The following is a 14,408-nucleotide window of genomic DNA, read 5'->3' as shown; positions in this document are numbered from 1 at the left end:
TACACTCACGCGAATTTCTCCGACGCCGGCCGCAGCTCGCCGCCCGCCGTCCAACGATCCCGGATTGCTTTTAATGACGCCCGCTTCCTCCACCGCCGACACGCCCGCCTCCGCCCGACCCGGCTACGCCGCGCGAGCGCTGATCGCGTCCGCGCTCGGCTATGCCATGGACGGCTTCGACCTGCTGATTCTCGGCTTCATGCTGCCGGTCATCGCGGCCGACTTGCACCTGAGTTCGACGCAAGCCGGTTCGCTCGTCACCTGGACGCTGATCGGCGCGGTCGCGGGCGGCCTGATCTTCGGCGTGCTGAGCGACTATTACGGCCGCGTGCGCATGCTCACCTGGACCATCCTCGTGTTCGCGGTTTTCACCGGGCTGTGCGCGCTCGCGCAAGGGTATGGCGACCTGCTCGTGTACCGGACGATCGCCGGCATCGGGCTGGGCGGCGAGTTCGGCATTGGCATGACGCTTGTGGCCGAAGCGTGGCCGGCCGCGCAGCGGGCGCGGGTGTCGTCGTATGTGGGCCTCGGGTGGCAACTCGGTGTGTTGGCGGCCGCGTTGCTGACGCCGCTGCTGTTGCCGGTCATCGGCTGGCGCGGCATGTTCGCGCTCGGGCTGTTGCCCGCTGTCGTGTCGTTCTTCGTGCGGCGACGCGTCGAGGAACCGGCGCTCTTCACCGAGCGCGTCGCGCGCGGCATGCGCAAGCTGCCGCTCAAACTGCTGATCGCCGATGCCCGCACCGCGCGTGCGAGCCTCGGCGTGGCGGTCCTCTGCTCGGTGCAGAACTTCGGCTACTACGGGCTGATGATCTGGCTGCCGAGCTATCTGTCGAAAACCTTCGGCTATTCGCTGACGAAATCCGGCGTCTGGACTGCGGCCACTGTGGTCGGCATGGCATGCGGCATCTGGCTCTTCGGCATCGCCGCGGACCGTTTCGGCCGCAAGCCGGCGTTTCTGTTCTACCAGGTCGGCGCCGTCGCGATGGTCTTCGTCTATGCGCATCTGACCACGCCCACGGCGCTGCTGATCGGTGGCGCGGCGATGGGCGTGTTCGTCAACGGCATGATCGGCGGTTACGGCGCGCTGATTTCGGAGCTTTATCCCACCGATGCACGCGCCACCGCGCAAAACGTGTTGTTCAACGTGGGGCGGGCGGTTGGCGGCTTTGGGCCCGTCGCGGTCGGCGCGCTGGCCGCGCATTATTCGTTTGGCACGGCGCTGGTTTTTCTCGCGTCGATCTATCTGCTCGACGTGCTCGCCACACTCTTTCTGATCCCCGAACGCCGCGGCGCCGAACTCCACTGAGCGCCGCCGCGCAGTCTGCCGATGCGGCGCTGCAGCATGACTGGCGGGCGTTTCGCCAATGGCGAGCCGCGTTAACCAGTCCGTGTATCGACTCGCGCGGGGTGTACACTAACCGACCCCGCGTAGCACTCCGCACCGTCCCGCCTCCGCCGGGGACCGACGCCGCGCCTAACCGGCGCAAGCGAACAGCGCCCCGGTCGATCATCCATTCGATAGCAGGAAGCGCCGCCAGCGGTGCAGTGTGCCGGCCCAAATTTCTTACGTCTCGCAGGCAAAAAATGGACGAACAACTGAAGCAAAGCGCTCTCGCGTATCACCAGAATCCGAAACCCGGCAAGATTTCGGTCACACCGACCAAGCCGCTGTCGAACCAGCTCGACTTGTCGCTCGCGTACTCGCCGGGCGTGGCCGCGGCCTGCATGGCGATCTACGAGGAGCCGCTCGACGCGCAGAAATACACGTCGCGGGGCAACCTGGTCGGCGTGATCACCAACGGCACGGCCGTGCTCGGCCTCGGCAACATCGGCCCGCTCGCCGCAAAGCCGGTGATGGAAGGCAAGGGCTGTCTCTTCAAGAAGTTCGCGGGTATCGACGTGTTCGACATCGAGCTGTCCGAGTCCGATCCCGACAAGCTCGTAGAAGCGATTGCGATGCTCGAGCCGACGTTGGGCGGCATCAACCTGGAAGACATCAAGGCGCCGGAGTGCTTCTACATCGAGAAGAAGCTGCGCGAGCGCATGAAGATTCCGGTCTTCCACGACGACCAGCATGGCACGGCGATCATCGCGTCCGCGGCGATTCTCAACGGCCTGAAAGTGGTCGGCAAGAAGCTCGATGAAGTGAAGCTCGTCTGCTCGGGCGCGGGCGCGGCAGCCATCGCGTGTCTGGATCTGCTGGTCAACCTGGGTCTGGCGAAGCAGAACATTCTGGTGGTCGACTCGAAGGGCGTGATTTACGAGGGTCGCGGCAATCTCGATCCGTCGAAGGAACGTTACGCGGCGAATACCGAGGCGCGCACGCTGGCTGACGCGATTCGCGGTGCCGACGTGTTCCTCGGCTGCTCGAGCGCAGGCGTGCTGAAGCCGGAAATGGTCACCGAAATGGGCACCCAGCCGCTGATTCTCGCGCTCGCGAATCCGGAACCGGAAATCCGTCCGGAAGAAGCGAAGAAAGTGCGCCCGGACTGCATCATCGCGACTGGCCGTTCGGACTATCCGAACCAGGTCAACAACGTGCTGTGCTTCCCGTTCATCTTCCGCGGCGCGCTCGACGTCGGCGCGACCACGATCACGGAAGAAATGAAGCTCGCGTGCGTGCGCGCGATCGCCGAACTCGCGGAAGAAACCGATCAGGGCGACGAAGTCGCGAAGGCGTATGAAGGGCACTCGCTGGAATTCGGTCCTGAGTATCTGATTCCGAAGCCGTTCGATCCGCGTCTCATCATCAAGATTGCGCCGGCCGTTGCGCAAGCGGCGATGGATTCGGGCGTCGCGACCCGTCCGATCAAGGACATGGACGCGTATCGCGAAGAACTCGGCACGACCGTTTATCGCACGGGCATGGTGATGCGTCCGGTGTTCGCGGCGGCGAAGTCGGAGCCGGCGCGCATCGTGTTCGCCGAAGGCGAGGACGAGCGCGTGCTGCGCGCCGCGCAGTTCGTGCTGCTCGAGAAGATCGCCAAGCCGATTCTGGTCGGCCGTCCGTCGGTGATCGAAATGCGCCTGAAGAAGATGGGCTCGAAGCTCAAATGCGGCGAAGACTTTGAGATAGTCGATCCGGAAGACGATCCGCGTTATCAGCAATGCTGGCAGGCGTATCACGAACTCGGCGCGCGCGAAGGCGTCACGCCGGACGTCGCGAAGGCCGCGATGCGCAAGTTCAATACGCTGATCGGCGCGATCCTCGTGCGACTCGGCGAAGCGGAAGGCATGATCTGCGGCATGATCGGCCAGTACCACACGCATCTGAAATTCATCGAGCAAGTGTTGGGCAAGGCGGACAACGTCGCTAACTTTGCAGCAATGAATCTGCTGATGCTGCCGGGCCGCAACCTGTTCATCTGCGATACGTACGTGAACGAAACGCCGACCGCAGAACAGCTCGCCGACATGACCATGCTGGCCTCGCGCGAGATCGAAAAGTTCGGCATCACGCCGAAGGTCGCGCTGCTGTCGAATTCGAACTTCGGCAGTGCGCCGTCTTCGTCGTCGCAACGCATGGCCGCGGCTCGCAAGCTGATTGCCGAACGCGCGCCGACGCTCGAGATCGACGGTGAAATGCACGGCGACGCGGCGCTGTCGGAAGTCGTGCGCAAGGCGGCGTTCCCCGGCACGACGCTGTCGGGCGAAGCCAATCTGCTCATCATGCCGAACGTGGAAGCGGCGAACATTGCCTACAACCTGCTGAAGATGGTCGGCGGCGAAGGCGTGACGGTCGGGCCGTTCCTGCTCGGCGCGGAGAAGCCGGTCCATGTGCTGACGCCGGCTGCAACCGTGCGCCGGATCATCAACATGACGGCGGTGGCTTCGGCGAACGCGCGCAAGTCGGTGAACAGCAAGTAAGCGAAGCGGCGCTCGTTTCTACGAGCGTCGTCGGGTGAAAAAAAACGCCACGGAATGAGCTTCCGTGGCGTTTTTTTATGTGCGCCGTGATCCTGGCGTTAGCGGCCGGAACACGGCGCGCTTTGGCAACGTCAAGCCGCGTGCTGCGTCGTGCCCGCCTGCGGCGAGCGCCAGCGCGCGAGCAGATCGTTCCACTTGACGCGCACGCCTTTCAGATTGTTTTCCTTGATGTGTCCATAGCCGCGGATGCCGTCCGGCAGATTCGCAAGTTCGACTGCCAGCTCGCGGTTCTGCGCGTTAAGCCCGCCGATCAGTTCGCGCACCAGCGTTTCGTACTCGCCGATCAACGCACGTTCGGTGCGACGCTCTTCCGTCTTGCCGAAAATGTCGAATGCCGTGCCGCGCAGGAACTTCAGCTTCGCCAGTCCATGCATTGCGCTGAAGACCCACGGGCCGTACTTCTTCTTGATCAGATGGCCCTGGGCGTCTTTCTTCGAGAACATCGGCGGCGCGAGGTGAATGTGCAGCTTCCAGTCGCCTTCGAAGCTCGCTTTCAGCTTCTCGATGAACGCCGGATCGCTGTATAGCCGCGCGACTTCGTACTCGTCCTTGTACGCCATCAGCTTATGCAGATTCTTCGCGACCGCTTCGGTTAGCGGCAACTGGCCGTCGCCCGAATCGAGCGCCGACTCGGCCGCGCGCACTTGTGAAACCAGCGCGCGATAACGCTCGGCGTATGCGCTGTTTTGCCATGCCGTGAGGTAGGCAGCGCGCTTGTCGATCAACGTGTCGAGCGCTTTCGGCGTGTGCAGCGAAATGATCTTGCTGCTGGTGGCGTTGGCCTCGGCATCGGGTGCGGCACCCGCACGCTGCGATTGCGCGAACTTGCGCACGGTCGCCGGATCATGTGCCGCGCGGCGGCCCCATTCGAATGCCGCGCGGTTTTTCTCGACCTGCACGTTGTTCAACTCGATTGCGCGCATCAACGACTGATACGTGAGCGGCACCCAGCCTCGTTGCCACGCATAGCCGAGCACGAACGGGTTCGTGTAGATCGCGTCGCCGAGCAGCGCGACCGCGAAGTGATTGGCGTCGACGGTATCGACGCATTCATCGCCCGCCCCCGCGCGTACGTCCGCTTCCGTGCTGCTGCCAGGAAAGCGCCAGTTCGGGTTCTTGATCAGCTCGGCGGTCGGCGTGTGCGCGCTATTGAGCACCACGCGCGTTTGACCGGCTTGCATCCGCGACACGCATTCGTCGCTCGCCGTCACGATTGCATCGCAGCCGATCACGAGACTCGCTTCGCCCATTGCGATGCGCGTGGCGTGAATGTCGTCGGGCTTGTTCGCGATCTGCACATGACTCATCACGGCGCCGCCTTTCTGCGCGAGGCCGGTGACGTCGAGCACCGTCACGCCCTTGCTCTCCAGATGCGCGGCCATGCCGAGCAGCGCGCCGATCGTCACGACACCCGTGCCGCCGACGCCTGTCACCAGCACGCCGTAAGGACGGTCGATTGACGGCAGCGCGGGTTCCGGCACCGGCGGCATCGCGTCGCCGACAATGCCGGATGCCGCTTTCGGCTTGCGTAACTGACCGCCTTCGACGGACACGAAGCTCGGGCAGAAGCCGTTCACGCAGGAGAAGTCCTTGTTGCAGGTGGACTGGTTGATCTGGCGCTTGGTGCCGTATTCGGTATCGAGCGGCTCGACTGACAGGCAGTTCGACTTGACCGAGCAGTCGCCGCAACCTTCGCACACCGCCTCGTTGATGACGACGCGGCGTGCCGGGTCCGGATACGCGCCGCGTTTCCTGCGGCGGCGCTTTTCGGTCGCGCAGGTCTGGTCGTAGATCAGGATCGTGGTGCCGGGAATCTCGCGCAACTGGCGTTGCACTTCGTCGAGCTTGTCGCGATGGTGAATGTCGATGCCGGGCGCAAGACCCACGTTCGCCGAATATTTTTCGGGCTCGTCGGTGACGATCACGATCTTCGACGCGCCTTCGGCCGCGAGTTGATGCGTGATCTGCGGGACGGTCAGCACGCCGTCGACCGGCTGGCCGCCGGTCATCGCGACTGCATCGTTGTAAAGCAGCTTGTAGGTGATGTTCGCCTTCGACGCGATGGCCGCGCGAATCGCGAGCAGCCCCGAGTGGAAGTAGGTGCCGTCGCCGAGATTGGCGAACACATGCTTGTCGTTCGTGAACGGCGCCTGGCCGATCCACGCGACGCCTTCGCCGCCCATCTGGCTGAACGTGCTCGTGCTGCGGTCCATCCACACGGTCATGTAATGGCAGCCGATGCCCGCCATCGCGCGCGAGCCTTCCGGCACATTCGTCGACGTGTTGTGCGGGCAGCCCGAGCAGAACCACGGCTTGCGTTCGGCTTCGACGCGCGGGCGCGCGAGCGCCTTTTCCTTTGCTTCGATTACCGCGATGCGCGCGGCGATGCGCGCGCGCACGTCGGACGGCAGATCGAACTTGGCAAGCCGCGCGGCGATGGCCTTCGCGATGATCGCGGGCGACAGTTCGTAGTGCGCCGGCAGCAGCCAGTTGCCCATCGGCACCGACCATTCGCCGCCCGCGCCGTCTTTCTCGTCGAACTTGCCGAACACACGCGGACGCTGCGCGTCGGGCCAGTTGTACAACTCTTCCTTGATCGCGTATTCGAGAATCTGACGCTTTTCTTCGACCACGAGAATTTCGTCGAGACCGCGAGCGAAGGCTTGCGCGCCTTGCGCCTCGAGCGGCCACACGCAGCCGACCTTATAGAGGCGGATGCCGATGCGCGCGCAGGTTTCGTCGTCGAGACCGAGGTCGGTCAGCGCCTGGCGCACATCCAGATACGCCTTGCCGCCCGTCATGATGCCGAAGCGCGCGTGCGGCGAGTCGATCTCGACGCGATCCAGCTTGTTCGCGCGCACGTAGGCGAGCGCCGCGTACCACTTGTAGTCGAGCAGACGCGCTTCCTGCACGAGCGGCGGATCGGGCCAGCGAATATTCAGACCGCCTTCGGGCATTGCGAAGTCGTCCGGCAGAACGATCTTCGTGCGATGCGGATCGATGTCGACGGAAGCCGACGATTCGACCACGTCGGTCACGCACTTCATTGCCACCCACAGGCCGGAGTAGCGGCTCATTGCCCAGCCGTGCAGGCCGAAGTCGAGATATTCCTGCACGTTCGACGGGAACAGCACCGGCAGGCCGCAGGCCTTGAAAATGTGTTCCGACTGATGCGCGAGCGTCGAGGATTTGGCCGCGTGGTCGTCGCCGGCGAGCACGAGCACACCGCCATGCCGCGACGAACCCGCCGAATTGCCGTGCTTGAAGACGTCGCCGGAACGGTCGACGCCGGGGCCCTTGCCGTACCACATCGAAAACACGCCGTCGTATTTGGCGCTGGGGTACAGGTTGACCTGTTGCGAGCCCCAAACGGCGGTCGCCGCGAGGTCTTCATTGACGCCCGGCTGGAACACGACCTGATGTGAGGCGAGATGCTGTTTCGCCTTCCACAAGGATTGATCGAGTCCGCCGAGCGGCGATCCGCGGTAACCGGAGATGAAGCCGGCCGTGTTCAGGCCGGCGGCGCGGTCGCGTTCCTGCTGCAGCATCGGCAGACGCACCAGCGCCTGGATGCCGCTCATGTACGCGCGGCCGCGTTCCAGAGTGTATTTGTCGTCGAGCGTGACGGAAGATAGAGCGGCTTCGAGCGAAGCTCGCTGACCTGCGTCTAGCGGGGCATTCATTATGTGTACTCCTCCACCCAGTTTGGGATCGCCAAAACTTTTTGGGCCGCGGCATCTTGTGAATGCGTATGGCCGGGGTCGCCATATTGACGTGTTTTAAGTGATGGTAGCACTGGTGAAAACCCGCCGCATCGCGGCAGAAAGTTCGCTGTGCTGCCGCCGCCATGCGGCGTTCATGCTGGTTGCTGTTTGTTGCAAAGTTCGCCTAACGTCTGTGAGTTGCCGGTGTAACAAGCTGTAAAACCTACAATCTCATGGAACCGCGCAGCAGATGCGTGTCTAACACCGCACCTGTGAGCAATGTCTGTGTAACGCGTCGCATGTTGCGGCGCTTCAGGACAACAGGGCAGTTAGAAAAGGAGTACGCATGAACACTAGAAATATCCAGACCTTCCTGATGGTTTCGGCCGCCTTTTTCGCCATGAGCGCGCCGGTGCGCTCGAACGCGGGTACGGGCACGCAGTCGAGCGTGATTAGCCGCACGGCCCTGGTCGCCCCGGCGCGTGTCGCCATCAACCGCATCGCGCGGGAAAGCGCGTCCGCGAAGGAAGACCAGAATTCGTGACGCGCTGCTGATGCGGCGTGTCGACGGTTAAACCGGCCGTCGCTCAGCGTTGAGCGGCGGCGCAAACGACGAGGGCGGGGATCGTTAGATCCTCGCCCTTGTCGTTTTATTGGCCTCGTTTTATTGGCGCATTACCCGCCACGCCGGATACAGGCGCCTGGCGGCTCAAGCCTTGTCCTGCACGACGCCGCGGCGAATCTGATCCAGTTCGATCGATTCGAACAGCGCCTTGAAGTTGCCCTCGCCAAAGCCCTGATTGCCCTTGCGCTGAATGATCTCGAAGAAGATCGGGCCGATCTGGTTCTCAGTGAAGATTTGCAGCAGCAAGTCGTCCGGCGCGCCGTCGATCAGAATCTTGCGCTTGCGCAGTTCGTCGAGCGGCTCGCCGTGATTCGGCACGCGGCGGTCGACGAGTTCGTAGTAGGTGTCGATGGTATCGAGGAGCGAGATATTCGATGCGCGCAGGCCGTCGACGGTACGGTAAATGTCGTTGCTGCCGAGCGCGATGTGCTGGATGCCTTCGCCGTGGTACGCGTCCAGATATTCCTGAATCTGCCCGGACGTTTCGGAGCCTTCCTCGTTGATCGGAATGCGGATCTTGCCGCACGGCGACGTCATCGCTTTCGACTTCACGCCCGTCACTTTGCCTTCGATGTCGAAATAGCGCACTTCGCGGAAATTGAAGAGGCGCTCATAAAACTCCGCCCATTCCTGCATGCGGCCACGGTGGACGTTGTGCGTCAGGTGGTCGATGTAGGTGAGGCCATGACCCACGGGGTTCGGATTCGCGCCGGCAATCGGCTCGAAGTCCACATCGTAAATGTCGATGTCGCCGACGCTGCCCGGCGCCGCGCCGTTCTTGCCGCGCCAGCGGTCGACGAAATAGATCAGCGAATCGCCGATGCCCTTGATTGCGGGAATGTTCAGTTCCATCGGGCCGGTTTTGTTGTCGAAGCCCCACGCGCCTTTTTCGATGGCTTGCCTGTAGGCCTTGCCCGCGTCCTGGACGCGGAACGCGATCGCGCAGATCGACGGACCGTGCAGACGCGCGAAGCGTTGCGCGAACGAATCCGGCTCGCCATTGACGATAAAGTTGATCTCGCCTTGCCGGTAAAGCGTTACGTCCTTATGACGATGACGGGCGATAGCGGTAAAACCCATCTGCTCGAACAGCTTGCCGAGCGCTTTGGGATCGGGGGCGGTGTATTCGATGAATTCGAAGCCGTCGGTGCCGACCGGATTGTCCCAAGTTGAAACCTGCATTTGTCTCTCTCTCTCCATGTCGAGGGCGCGTGGCGCCGGAGTCGCGCGCGCAATGCCGGAGCGCGACCGAATGACGCAAGTGTAAATGCGGGACCGCGCTCGAAACTTGCGAACTTAATCGCGCTAGCGTAGCGTGGCGCTATTTTCTAGCTCAATCTCCGAAAACGGCGGCAGAAAGTGACTCATATAGAGATAGACGCCATCGACCGGCGTATTCTGGCGATCCTTCAGGAGAATGGCCGGTTGTCGAATCAGGAGATCGCGGAGCGGATCAATCTTTCACCGAGTCCGTGTTTGCGGCGCATACGGCGGCTCGAGGAGAGCGGGGTGATTCGCGGCTACGTCGCGCTGCTGGACGCGCAGCGCCTCGGGCTTGATCTGCTCGCATACGTCAATGTGCGGCTGGAAAAGCGCGGCGGTTCCGCGCTAAGTCCGCGCGGCGAGGCGACCCACGCCGACCTGTTCCGCGCGGCCGTGCAGACGTGGCCGGAAGTGGTGGCGTGTCACGCAATGACCGGCGAGATGGACTATCTGCTACGCGTTCAGGTGGAGGACATGGCGCACTTTTCGCGCTTCGTGCAGGACCAACTGCTGCATCACCCGTCGGTGATCGACGTCAAAACGAGCTTCTCGCTGGAAAAGATCAAGGAGACGACGGCGTTGCCGATCTTATGAAAGTGCGTCGGTTGGGGCGCGCGGCACACGGCCGGTAAACCGCAAAGGGCAGCCATGAAGCTGCCCTTTGTAGTGGATGACGGCGTCTGCCCAATGTTCAGGCCGCGGCGGCTGTCGGCATGAAGGACTCGAGCAATCGCGACGTGCGGCGTGCCTGGCGCTTGAGCGCATAGTCGAACACCGCAGCCTGTTCCTGCAGCATTTCCGTGATGATGCTCGTTTGGTCGGCCGGCGGCAGCGTCAGATAAGCGTCTGCTTCGCCGTACGCGTACTCGATCTTCATGCCCGCTTTTTTCGCGATGTGCATCATCGTCGAGTTGCGCGACAGACAGTGCATGTACAGCGTGGTGACATGCGTGTTGCGGCTGCGAATGGCCGCGCGCTCAAACAGCCTGGAACCGATACCCTGGCCGCGCACGCTTTCGAGCACGGAAACGCCGAACTCCGCCGTGCGCTTGTCGCCTTCAGCCGGCAAGTAAGCGAGGTGACCGACGCCCGTAAGCTGCAACTGATCGTCGAACACGCCGAACACGGTGTCGCTCTTGAAATCGATTGCGCGGACGTAGTTCTCGATGACATGGTCGGGCACCACCTGACCGAAGCGCAGCAGGCGGTCGTCTTCGTCGAGCGCGAGGAAGTGCGTCAACAGACGTTCACGGTCGACCGCGGTGAGTTCACGAACCAGAGCAGGCGCACGACCGGCAGGCAGCGACGCGCGATCGTGCGCGACGATCGGCTCGGCGGCGCGGGGTGTAATCATGTTCATGGTCAGGTTCTCCTTGTCATCGTGCGGCGTTGGTGCACCGCAAAAACGATTCTAACGGAAACGCTAACCGATCACTAGGGAAAACCCGTATCTTTATTCGAGGGTGCTGCCTAACTGCGGGGGCGTTTTATGGTTAACCCGTTGATTCAAAAAGATAATTAATAAAAGAACGAGCGTGCGTGGCACGATGTCGCGCATATGCGACGCGCTTATTTACCGATGCAGCATATTGCTGTGCTGCGCCATCCCGCCATCAAGCCGGCGCGCAGCCCAGCCCGTGGTCCACCATGCTCACCACCTGTTCCGCGAATTCGCGATAGCCCATGCGTCCGCCGGGCTTGAGCCAGGTGAAGGTCCAGTTGATCATGCCGAATACCATCATCGTGAGCGCGGTCTGGTTTTCACGCGTGGCGCGCTCGGGGTAAGCGCGCGCCAGTTGCCGCGCAAACGCAGCGACGACGTCGCGCTGACGGTTGAGAATCACCTCGCGCTGCGCGTCGACGAGATACTTTACGTCGTTCAGCAGTGCGACGTGGCGGCTGTGCGACGTCTCGTATTCCGAGAGGAACGCGCGGATCAACTCGGCAAAGGTCTCGCGCTCGGTGAGGCCGCGGCGCTGACTTGCGCCCTCCACCTCGGCGATGATCAGCATCAGCCGTTTGGTGTAGCGGTCCAGCAGATCGAAAAGGATCGCTTCCTTGCTCTCGTAATAGTGATAGAGGCGCGCTTTCGAGGTGCCGCTGGCAGCGGCAAGGTCTGACATCGACGTGCTGGGATAGCTCGTCTGTGCGAATTTGGCCGCGGCCAGTTCGAGAATCTGTTCGCGCTGGCTTTCGTGGTCGGGGGCTCGGGTGCGGGCCATGGTCGTCTGTTTTATTCCTGTGGACAGGGGGCGAGCGCCGCGCACAGCTCGAGCGTCCGCCATGCGCCGGTGTCGCCGCGTAGCTTGATCCGGCGCGTGGCGGCCAGTTCGCGGAAGCGCCACAGCACGATGCTGTCGCTGACCAGAAACCCGAGCTCCGCGGTCATGACTTCCGCGGCCACTCGCGACGCCGGTTGCCAGTCCGCCGTCGCGTGCTCGAGTATCAGCGCGTCCAGATCGGCGAAGCTGCCGCTCGTGAAGGTGTTGTCGCGCCAGCGCCGCGTCTCGCCGTTTGCGTGCTTCGCTTCCTGCCATTCGAGCGCGAGCCGGCTGATGCGCAGCACCGAGATGGGCGCCGCGTCGGGCAAACGCGCGTGCAGCACGGACGGCGCGAACATGCCGACGGACGTCGCGCGGTCTTTGCGGCTGTACGCCCATGCGCCGGTGTCGGTGAGATCGCGGATCGACAGACGCACTTCGTTCAGGCGCTGCGGATTGTTCCGCAGGTAGTAGCAGACCCGGCGCAGCATCAATTGATCGGATGCGCTTTCGCCATGCCAGACCACGAGATTCGCTTCGCCGCGCGCAATCGCTTCGAGCGCTGCGGCCTGTTCCCGAAACTCGCGGACGAAATCGCGCTTCGTGTCAGCGCTCACGCGGTCCCAGAAGGTGGCGCGCACTTGCGGGTCGTCGTCGATTCCTCGCAACGGACCGACCGCCAGATCGTCGCGCAGTGCCTGCACGCGGTCGTCGCGGCCCGTTTCGCGCAACGCCGTGCGCAATGATTCCGCGGCGACGTCGCCGTTGGTGAGGTGGATGGTGCTCATCGGCCGTGGCTGGTTTTTGTACGCGATTAGACAAAGGGCCGCTCGCCTCGCGGACCGGAACGGTCCGACTGCGAGCGGCCCCTAGTGTAAGCGGATCGCGGAATGGCTCAAAGCACAGGGGGCGAGGAACGCGCCGAACGCGCCAAACGCGCTCAACGTTCGTCGTAGCTCACCACCACGCGATCGCTGATCGGATGGCATTGACAGGTCAGCACGAAGCCGTCGCGGATTTCATGCTCTTCGAGCGTGTAGTTCTTTTCCATCTTCACTTCGCCTTCGACGACTTTCGCGCGGCAGGTGCAGCACACGCCGCCTTTGCACGCATACGGCAGCGCGAGCCCGGCGCGCAGACCGACGTCGAGCACGCTCACGCCCTGATACGGCAGGCGCAGCTTGCGGCGCTTTCCATCGAGCACGATTTCGAGCTCGGCTGCGGGCGTGTCGTCGGTGATTTCGACGGGCGGCACGCCCGCTTGCGGCAGCGGCGAGCCAAAGCGTTCTACGTGCACCTTTTCCGACGGCACGCCGGCGGCTTTGAGCGCGGCTTCGGCGGCGTCCATCATCGGCGCGGGGCCGCAGATAAAGGCTTCGTCGATCGAATCGGCCGGCACGAGGCTTTCCAGAAACGCCGCGCACTTCTTCTGGTCGAGCACGCCGTTGAACAGTTCGACGTCCTGCAAATCGTCCGACAGCACGTGGTACAGCACGAAGCGGTTCATGAAGCGGTTCTTCAGATCTTCGAGTTCTTCGGCGAACATGATCTGATCCACGCTGCGGTTGCCGTAAATCAGCACAAAGGTGCTGCGCGGTTCGACCTCGAGCGTCGTCTTGATGATGGCGAGCACCGGCGTGATGCCCGAGCCGCCTGCAAACGCGACGTACTGCTGGCCGTGGTCCACGTTCAGATGCGTGAAGAAGCGGCCGTCCGGCGTCATCACGTCAATCGTGTGGCCGGGCTGCAGCGTGTCGAAGGCGAAATTCGAGAAGCGCCCGCCGCGCACGCGCTTGATGCCGATGCGCAGTTCGCCGTCGCGGTCGTAGTCGGTGACGCCCACGCAGATCGAGTACGAACGGCGCGTTTCCTCTCCGTCGATATGCGTTTTGAGCGTGACGAACTGGCCTTGCGTGAAGCGGTAAAGCTCGCGCAGTTCGGCGGGGACTTCGAAGGCAACCGAGACCGCGTCGGCGGTTTCAGGCCGCACTTCGCGGATACGCAGCGGATGAAATTGCGGGGTAGCCATATCAGTATGGTTTGAAATAGTCGAAGGGTTCGCGGCAGTCGAGGCAGCGGTACAAGGCTTTGCAGGCGGTCGAGCCGAATTGCGCGAGACGCTCGGTGTGCGCCGAGCCGCAGCGCGGGCACGAAGGCGCGGGCAGCGCGCGCGGCACGAAGCGCATGACCTTTTCGCGCGGCCGCAAACCCGAATCGGCCGGCGATCCGCAATTGCCGGTGGGCGGCGCGATGCCGTAGGCGCGCAGTTTGTCGCGGGCTTCGACGGTCATCCAGTCAGTGGTCCACGCGGGCGCGAGCACGGTGGCGATGCGATAAGGCGTGAGTCCCGCGACGTCGAGTGCATGCGCGACGTCTTCGGCGATCTGCGACATGGCCGGACAGCCGGAATAGGTCGGCGTGATCACCACCTCGAGCGTGCCGTCGTCCGTGCGCCGCACGTCGCGCAGAATGCCGAGCTCGCGGATCGATACCACCGGAATCTCGGGATCGGGCACGGCTTCCAGCACCGCCCACGCGCGTTCGAGCGTGGCGTCGTCATGGGCGTCGTCAAGGACGGCGGTGGGCGCGGTCGAGGTCGTCATCGTCTGATTTGCCGTGTTATTGCGA

Annotated in this window: 11 protein-coding genes; 4 read left to right on the top strand and 7 right to left on the bottom strand. The window is 63.2% G+C overall.

Going from position 1 to position 14,408, the window contains the following annotated elements; genetic code table 11:
• Nucleotides 1-73: 73 nt before the first annotated feature.
• Both CUJ91_RS16825 and CUJ91_RS16820 read left to right on the top strand, forming a co-directional pair.
• Nucleotides 74-1,306, top strand: a complete 1,233-nt coding sequence (locus CUJ91_RS16825; RefSeq protein WP_114156534.1) for an MFS transporter — start codon at nucleotides 74-76, stop codon at nucleotides 1,304-1,306.
• Nucleotides 1,307-1,584: 278 nt separating this feature from the next.
• The gene (locus CUJ91_RS16820) at nucleotides 1,585-3,867 is read left to right on the top strand and encodes an NADP-dependent malic enzyme (RefSeq protein WP_006053045.1); all 2,283 of its coding nucleotides are present in this window, start codon (nucleotides 1,585-1,587) and stop codon (nucleotides 3,865-3,867) included.
• Nucleotides 3,868-3,998: 131 nt separating this feature from the next.
• On the opposite strand, the gene CUJ91_RS16815 is transcribed toward CUJ91_RS16820, so the two are convergent.
• The gene (locus tag CUJ91_RS16815; protein WP_114156533.1) at nucleotides 3,999-7,610 is read right to left on the bottom strand and encodes an indolepyruvate ferredoxin oxidoreductase family protein; all 3,612 of its coding nucleotides are present in this window, start codon (nucleotides 7,608-7,610) and stop codon (nucleotides 3,999-4,001) included.
• A 367-nt stretch (nucleotides 7,611-7,977) separates the two neighbouring features.
• On the opposite strand from CUJ91_RS16815, the gene CUJ91_RS16810 reads away from it, so the two are divergent.
• Nucleotides 7,978-8,175, top strand: a complete 198-nt coding sequence (locus CUJ91_RS16810; RefSeq protein WP_053858836.1) for a hypothetical protein — start codon at nucleotides 7,978-7,980, stop codon at nucleotides 8,173-8,175.
• Nucleotides 8,176-8,340: 165 nt separating this feature from the next.
• On the opposite strand, the gene hppD is transcribed toward CUJ91_RS16810, so the two are convergent.
• Nucleotides 8,341-9,438, bottom strand: a complete 1,098-nt coding sequence (hppD, locus tag CUJ91_RS16805; RefSeq protein WP_006053048.1) for a 4-hydroxyphenylpyruvate dioxygenase — start codon at nucleotides 9,436-9,438, stop codon at nucleotides 8,341-8,343.
• A gap of 177 nt (nucleotides 9,439-9,615) precedes the next feature.
• On the opposite strand from hppD, the gene CUJ91_RS16800 reads away from it, so the two are divergent.
• Entirely contained in the window at nucleotides 9,616-10,113 is a 498-nt protein-coding gene (locus CUJ91_RS16800) for an Lrp/AsnC family transcriptional regulator (protein ID WP_029970894.1), read from the top strand.
• 97 nt (nucleotides 10,114-10,210) lie between these two features.
• On the opposite strand, the gene CUJ91_RS16795 is transcribed toward CUJ91_RS16800, so the two are convergent.
• The 5 genes from CUJ91_RS16795 to paaD form a co-directional block, all read right to left on the bottom strand.
• Nucleotides 10,211-10,879 carry a GNAT family N-acetyltransferase gene (locus CUJ91_RS16795; RefSeq protein WP_114156532.1) on the bottom strand — a complete coding sequence of 223 codons (669 nt, stop codon included), beginning with the start codon at nucleotides 10,877-10,879 and terminating at the stop codon, nucleotides 10,211-10,213.
• Between the two features lie 253 nt (nucleotides 10,880-11,132).
• Nucleotides 11,133-11,741 (bottom strand): TetR/AcrR family transcriptional regulator, encoded by a 609-nt coding sequence (locus tag CUJ91_RS16790; RefSeq protein WP_114156531.1) that lies wholly within the window; start codon nucleotides 11,739-11,741, stop codon nucleotides 11,133-11,135.
• Nucleotides 11,742-11,752: 11 nt separating this feature from the next.
• Nucleotides 11,753-12,568, bottom strand: a complete 816-nt coding sequence (locus CUJ91_RS16785; RefSeq protein WP_006053052.1) for a DUF1835 domain-containing protein — start codon at nucleotides 12,566-12,568, stop codon at nucleotides 11,753-11,755.
• 152 nt (nucleotides 12,569-12,720) lie between these two features.
• The gene (gene paaE, locus CUJ91_RS16780) at nucleotides 12,721-13,809 is read right to left on the bottom strand and encodes a 1,2-phenylacetyl-CoA epoxidase subunit PaaE (RefSeq protein ID WP_006053053.1); all 1,089 of its coding nucleotides are present in this window, start codon (nucleotides 13,807-13,809) and stop codon (nucleotides 12,721-12,723) included.
• A 1-nt stretch (nucleotide 13,810) separates the two neighbouring features.
• Nucleotides 13,811-14,383: a 1,2-phenylacetyl-CoA epoxidase subunit PaaD gene (gene paaD / locus CUJ91_RS16775; RefSeq protein ID WP_114156530.1), complete on the bottom strand. Its 573-nt coding sequence runs from the start codon at nucleotides 14,381-14,383 to the stop codon at nucleotides 13,811-13,813.
• Nucleotides 14,384-14,408: the final 25 nt, after the last annotated feature.

The sequence above is a fragment of the Paraburkholderia graminis genome, assembly GCF_003330785.1.
Lineage (GTDB): Bacteria > Pseudomonadota > Gammaproteobacteria > Burkholderiales > Burkholderiaceae > Paraburkholderia > Paraburkholderia graminis.
Note: the sequence above shows the minus strand (reverse complement) of the source record. Positions and strands in the feature narration are given on the sequence as shown.

Coding starts and splice junctions, on each gene's coding strand:
- CUJ91_RS16825 (WP_114156534.1), top strand. CDS start 74: ATGACGCCCGCTTCCTCCACCGCCGACACGCCCGCCTCCGCCCGACCC.
- CUJ91_RS16820 (WP_006053045.1), top strand. CDS start 1,585: ATGGACGAACAACTGAAGCAAAGCGCTCTCGCGTATCACCAGAATCCG.
- CUJ91_RS16815 (WP_114156533.1), bottom strand. CDS start 7,610: ATGAATGCCCCGCTAGACGCAGGTCAGCGAGCTTCGCTCGAAGCCGCT.
- CUJ91_RS16810 (WP_053858836.1), top strand. CDS start 7,978: ATGAACACTAGAAATATCCAGACCTTCCTGATGGTTTCGGCCGCCTTT.
- hppD (WP_006053048.1), bottom strand. CDS start 9,438: ATGCAGGTTTCAACTTGGGACAATCCGGTCGGCACCGACGGCTTCGAA.
- CUJ91_RS16795 (WP_114156532.1), bottom strand. CDS start 10,879: ATGAACATGATTACACCCCGCGCCGCCGAGCCGATCGTCGCGCACGAT.
- CUJ91_RS16790 (WP_114156531.1), bottom strand. CDS start 11,741: ATGGCCCGCACCCGAGCCCCCGACCACGAAAGCCAGCGCGAACAGATT.
- CUJ91_RS16785 (WP_006053052.1), bottom strand. CDS start 12,568: ATGAGCACCATCCACCTCACCAACGGCGACGTCGCCGCGGAATCATTG.
- paaE (WP_006053053.1), bottom strand. CDS start 13,809: ATGGCTACCCCGCAATTTCATCCGCTGCGTATCCGCGAAGTGCGGCCT.
- paaD (WP_114156530.1), bottom strand. CDS start 14,383: ATGACGACCTCGACCGCGCCCACCGCCGTCCTTGACGACGCCCATGAC.